The 4,774-nt window shown below is 53.5% G+C and carries 6 protein-coding genes and 1 riboswitch; of the genes, 2 read left to right on the plus strand and 4 right to left on the minus strand.

What is annotated here, in order from left to right; translation table 11 throughout:
• Window positions 1–42 precede the first annotated feature (42 nt).
• Window positions 43–139, minus strand: a riboswitch (TPP riboswitch).
• Window positions 140–317: 178 nt separating this feature from the next.
• From QI197_05305 to QI197_05315, 3 genes are all read right to left on the minus strand, one after another.
• Window positions 318–758, minus strand: coding sequence for a type II toxin-antitoxin system VapC family toxin (locus QI197_05305; protein ID MDK2372776.1), 441 nt, complete (start codon window positions 756–758; stop codon window positions 318–320).
• On the minus strand, window positions 755–979 hold the full coding sequence (locus QI197_05310; GenBank protein MDK2372777.1) for an antitoxin: 225 nt from the start codon (window positions 977–979) through the stop codon (window positions 755–757). Before QI197_05310 ends, QI197_05305 begins: the two co-directional genes overlap by 4 nt.
• Before the next feature lie 169 nt (window positions 980–1,148).
• On the minus strand, window positions 1,149–1,913 hold the full coding sequence (locus QI197_05315) for an undecaprenyl-diphosphate phosphatase (GenBank protein MDK2372778.1): 765 nt from the start codon (window positions 1,911–1,913) through the stop codon (window positions 1,149–1,151).
• Window positions 1,914–2,180: 267 nt separating this feature from the next.
• Between QI197_05315 and QI197_05320 the strand changes: the two genes are divergently transcribed.
• Window positions 2,181–3,260 carry a hypothetical protein gene (locus QI197_05320; GenBank protein ID MDK2372779.1) on the plus strand — a complete coding sequence of 360 codons (1,080 nt, stop codon included), beginning with the start codon at window positions 2,181–2,183 and terminating at the stop codon, window positions 3,258–3,260.
• A gap of 591 nt (window positions 3,261–3,851) precedes the next feature.
• Here the strand turns inward: QI197_05320 and QI197_05325 are convergent.
• Complete coding sequence (locus QI197_05325; protein ID MDK2372780.1) at window positions 3,852–3,977, minus strand: undecaprenyl-diphosphate phosphatase; 126 nt, start codon at window positions 3,975–3,977, stop codon at window positions 3,852–3,854.
• Between the two features lie 196 nt (window positions 3,978–4,173).
• Between QI197_05325 and QI197_05330 the strand changes: the two genes are divergently transcribed.
• The coding region (locus tag QI197_05330; protein MDK2372781.1) for a PQQ-binding-like beta-propeller repeat protein at window positions 4,174–4,774 on the plus strand (601 nt) is incomplete at its 3' end.

The raw sequence follows: 4,774 nt of genomic DNA on the forward strand, positions 1-4,774 counted from the left end.
AGCGGGCACTGGAGGGGCCGCCAGCATAAGGAGCTGCCGCGGGCACGCTCCCTACGCCGGCATTACCCGGATCAGGTTCGAGGGGTCGGCGGCAGGCTAGCCGCCCTCTCAGCCGGGTTCTCCCCAGCTCCCCCGGTGCCCGCCATACCTCAACGTCGGTAAACCTTGAAATATTTTACTCTCCACGCAGGCGCCATCCTGCTCCCGTCGGAGTATGCATCAAGGCCAGATTCCCACGATAACTTACACGACCGAGAATATCTTAGATCCCGCATGCAGAGAAAACCCTCGTGAACCTTCCTCTTGGGTGTTAAAGGTCAATCTACATACTCCCTAATGTGCTTAAGGGAGGATTCCTTCCCTACCAGTTGACGAACGACCCTCTCATCCGCTGTATATAGGATAGCCCCAAGCTCGCGGGCCAGCACCATGTAGTAGGCATCGTACATAGTGAGACCCCTCTCTAAGGAATAGTCCAGCGCCTTTCTCACGAGTTCCTCGTTCTCCTCTATCATCACCGGGGCGGACTCCACGAGGAGGTCGAACGCCTCCCTCACTTCCCTTTCTCCAATGATCCTCCTGACCCGGTACTTCCTCAACACATTCGCGAATTCAAGAACGGCGTATCGGGGTATGACTACCTCTACCCTCCCGTATAGATGGTCCTCCAGAAGGGCCTTTGCCTCCTCGTGGTAATCCTCCGGAATGAACCATTTCACCAAGATGTTGGAGTCGACAACGATTCTCCTTCCCTTCATCTGCCCTCCCTATCCTCTCTCACGAGTTCAACGGATAGATTACCCTCCACCCTCCCGACGGACCTCTCCAATTCCCTTAATCTCCTCATTACTCTCTCTGCCCTCTTTTTCCTGATTAAATCCTCCAGAAATTTCCTGATTTCCTCTGAATAGTTGATCTCCAACTTTTCCAGCTCCTCCTTGAGTTTCTTCGGGACCCTTACCCCTATCACCGCGCTCATGTTCACACCGGTTGTTAACTGTAAGTGTTAACATTTATTGTTTACTAGTAGACTTGAACCAGGGAGAACGGTCGGCGATCTATTCAGCTCACTAGATCTAGGGGTTTTCGAGACGGAGATACTCGTTGCTCGCGCGTGGGGGGCGGATGTGTCGATTCACCAAATCCTCTCAATTCATTAGGAGGAGAACCACCAATCCGAGCGCGAAGCAGTAGTAAGCGAAGAGGTGGAACTCCCTCCTCCTGATCACCGCGAGCAGGGCCTTGATGGCGATCACCCCGACAGCGAACGAGCTGACGAATCCCACGAGGTTTGCGGGCGCCATCACCTCTCTAAGTGGAGATCTTATAACCTCTAGAGTCAACGCTCCGGCTATAGCCGGGACGGACAGCAGGAAGGAGAATGTGACGGCCTCATCCCTCTTCAGTCCACTGATCATGCCGGCGGAAATCGTGCTACCGGACCTCGAGATCCCCGGGACTATCGCCGCGGCTTGGGCGAGCCCCACGATCAGGGAGGTCCTCAGATCTAAGGATTTACCCTCCTTGGAGCGCTTGGTGGCGAGCAGGAGGAACCCCGTGATGAACAAGCCTATCCCCGCGATTTCGGGGTTGGAGAACATCGCCTCGACCGCGTCGGCAAGCAGGAGACCAGCCAAAACGATCGGTACGGTGCCCACCAATGTGTACCAAGCGAGCCTCTCCTCAGGGGTAAGGGATCTGTGAGTGATAGTTGCTAGGGGTAGGGAGAGGAGACCCCTCATGAGTCCCAGCACCTCCGCCCTGAAGACCACTATAACTGCTAGGAGGGTTCCCCCGTGCACCATGGCGTCGAAGAACACGGACTCGTAGGATATCACCCTCTGAACTATGACTAGGTGTCCAGAGCTGCTCACTGGCAGCCACTCTGTCACTCCCTGCAGGGCACCGAGCAGCGCGGCCCATATTAGGTCCAGATGGATCCCCTAACTCTTGAGGGCCTCAACTTAAAACCCATTACACGGTGCACCCCTGTATGAAATGGTTGATGATTATTACTCCCTCCGGCTTGGGAAGGGCGGAGCACTGTGAGGAGCTCTTGAGGATCTGGATCCGCTTACCTTACCGATCTGAATCCCGCCAGCGAAACCCCACCCATTACTGTACTGGTACTCCTAAGTTTATCAGCCATCAATAACCACTTGATGCGAAGGTGAATCGATATGTCCACCAAGGAACTCCTACTACTTCTGGCCGCTGCTCTAGTTGTGGTAGCCTTGGCTTACTTCATAGCACCACAGAAAGGGCCAACTCGTCAGATTAGTTACGAACGATGCATGAACATCAGTGGAAAACCAACCTTATTTTCTTCTGGTCCGCTGTCGATCGTCTCCACGGATTCACCGGGGATCGATACCTACGCCATAATGGAGAATGGTTCAATCGCTTGGAGCATGGAATTGCCAGGTAGGGCCACGGCGGCATCTTGGTGGAATGATAAAGTGGCAATAGGAACGGACTCAGGATATCTGCTAGTTATTGGAAAAGATGGATCGCTCCTGAGCAAGAAGAAGTTCCTCGGCGAAGTACAGTTTCTCAGCTGGAGCGAGGGCGGGAGGCTAGCGGTAGTCACTAGGGTGGTAGAGGACGGGAGAGAGATGGCAATGCTTCAGCTCCCTAGGAGAATGAAGCTGGGAGGTTACGTAACCTACTTGGGATGGGCTAATGGGAGTCTCATCGTGATGGTAGAGGACGAAGGGGCGGGGCTCCGAATAATCGGGAGGGGAGGTCTCACCTCTAGGAGCATCAGAGGAAGAGTATTGGGCATTAGAAGGGGATCCATAGCCATTTCCACAGATGGGAAGGTAGCTCTGGTGGATGTGGATGGGAGGAAGGTCGCCGAATTGGATGTAGAGGCATCGACCGGCTGCTGGTTGAACGACGAGCTATACATCGGAGGTAAGAATGGTCTATACTCGTACAAAGGATCACTCAGGAGGTTGATCAAGGGCAATGTGGTCGAAATAGCCTGTCTGAAGAGGGTGGCCGCTGCTATCGAGGCTAATGGAACATGGTTCGTGTACGTAGACGGTAAACTCTTTGAAGTGAGGGGGAGGCCGTTTCACCTCCAGTGGGATTCGAGTGGTGAGAATGTCGCCTTCTCCATCCAGTCAGCTGAACCTCAGACGGGAATAATCGGTGAGGAGCTAACCTCCTTGGAAGGCAGCTTCGTGGGCTGGGTTGGGGAGGAAGTAGCTGTCTATAGGGGAGGAAGACTCTGCCTGATATCCCCCAGACCTTAGCGCTTCGGACCAGAGATCCCCCAACGCCAACATACTGAGAAAAGATATCCATTTTTATGGTTCTGATCCAATTCTATATCGTAGGGATCAGACGGCGCGATAGTTCCTAAGCAAAGCTGTGTGTGAGATCCGTATCCCCATAGCCTCCATTAGGGAAACCCATCAAGGGGCTTGGAATACCCGCGACGATAGAAGCTGAGGCTCAATCGGATCTGCCGCCTCCAGATATCTTTATAGGTGAGAAGGTCTGTAGCGAGGATTTGAGCTGCGCTACCGAGGCTTCACACCTCCGAAGGCTTATTAGACCCGCCAAGAGATCCGATATCTGTTGCCAACCTCAATTCTCTGAATATTTCTTCTAAAGCGAGATCACATGGGAGCGTTTCGAGGCACCTAATGAGACCTGATTACAGCGCCCCTCATATTTCCGATGGAGCGTAGACCCCGTGCCCGTTGAGACTGATCCCTCATCGGTTCATAGATCCCTATCAGCTTGAGGAGTATGGGTATAACTGTGGCCCCCTCAACACCGCATTGATTATGGCAAGCCGGATATCCGGCTCGATAACTAAGAGTTCCGCGAGCCCCTTTCTAGCCGAAGCATCTTCGCGCGCGAACTATGACTAGGTGCCCTGAGCTGCTCACCGGTAACCATTCAGTCAGTCCTTGCAGGGCACCGAGCAGCGCGGCCCACACTAGATCCAGACGGATCCTCATCCGTCTGGGGATCCAACTTTAAAATCCCCGCCCATGCTTGGGCGCCCGGTTAGCCTAGCCACTCCCCCCACCTACTCACAATGTGTTCCTTTGATTGAAGGAAACATCATGTGTTAAAAGTTTTTTAGGAAGAAAAGGTCAATTTGTCTCGATGATGAGGGGAATTTTCTCATATTTCCTACTTTCCTTGACGTTAGTGGCGCTGATATCACCCATTCACGCTAACGCTGGATCAAGCACCTTCAAGATCACGGGAAGGGTGATCAGCGCTGCCGTGTCTTCCTCCGGATATCTGGCCTACACCGACTTCCTAGGATACGCTCACCTGCTATCACCAGATGGGAGAGAACTCTGGAGGGTCAAAGTGACCAACGCGACGAAGTGCTCCTATCTTGATATCTCCGAGGACGGTAAGGTTGCTGTGCTCTCGGAGGAGAGGATTTCAGCCCTCTCATCGGAGGGAAAGGTGATCTGGAGCAGGGAAAACCCACACAAGGTGCATTGCTGGATGACCTATCCGATCGGGATATCTCCTGATGGTCGCATCGTTGTCGTCGCTTGGGAGGGAGACAGGTACATAGCGGGCTTCTCCGGGAGTGACGGGAAGATCCTCTGGCAGAAGATCCTGAAAAGCGTGGACGGAGCTTATCACTCCTCCAAGGGCAAGTATCTGGCTGTGCTGGAGGATTACGTGCTGACGGTGTTCAACACCACCACAGGTGAGAGGGACCCTCACTTCAAGGAGGTTTTCACCATGGAGCCCTTAGTGGACGACGAGGGATACTACGCGATCATAC

The organism is Thermoproteota archaeon (assembly GCA_030130125.1).
Classification (GTDB): Archaea; Korarchaeota; Korarchaeia; order Korarchaeales; family Korarchaeaceae; genus Korarchaeum.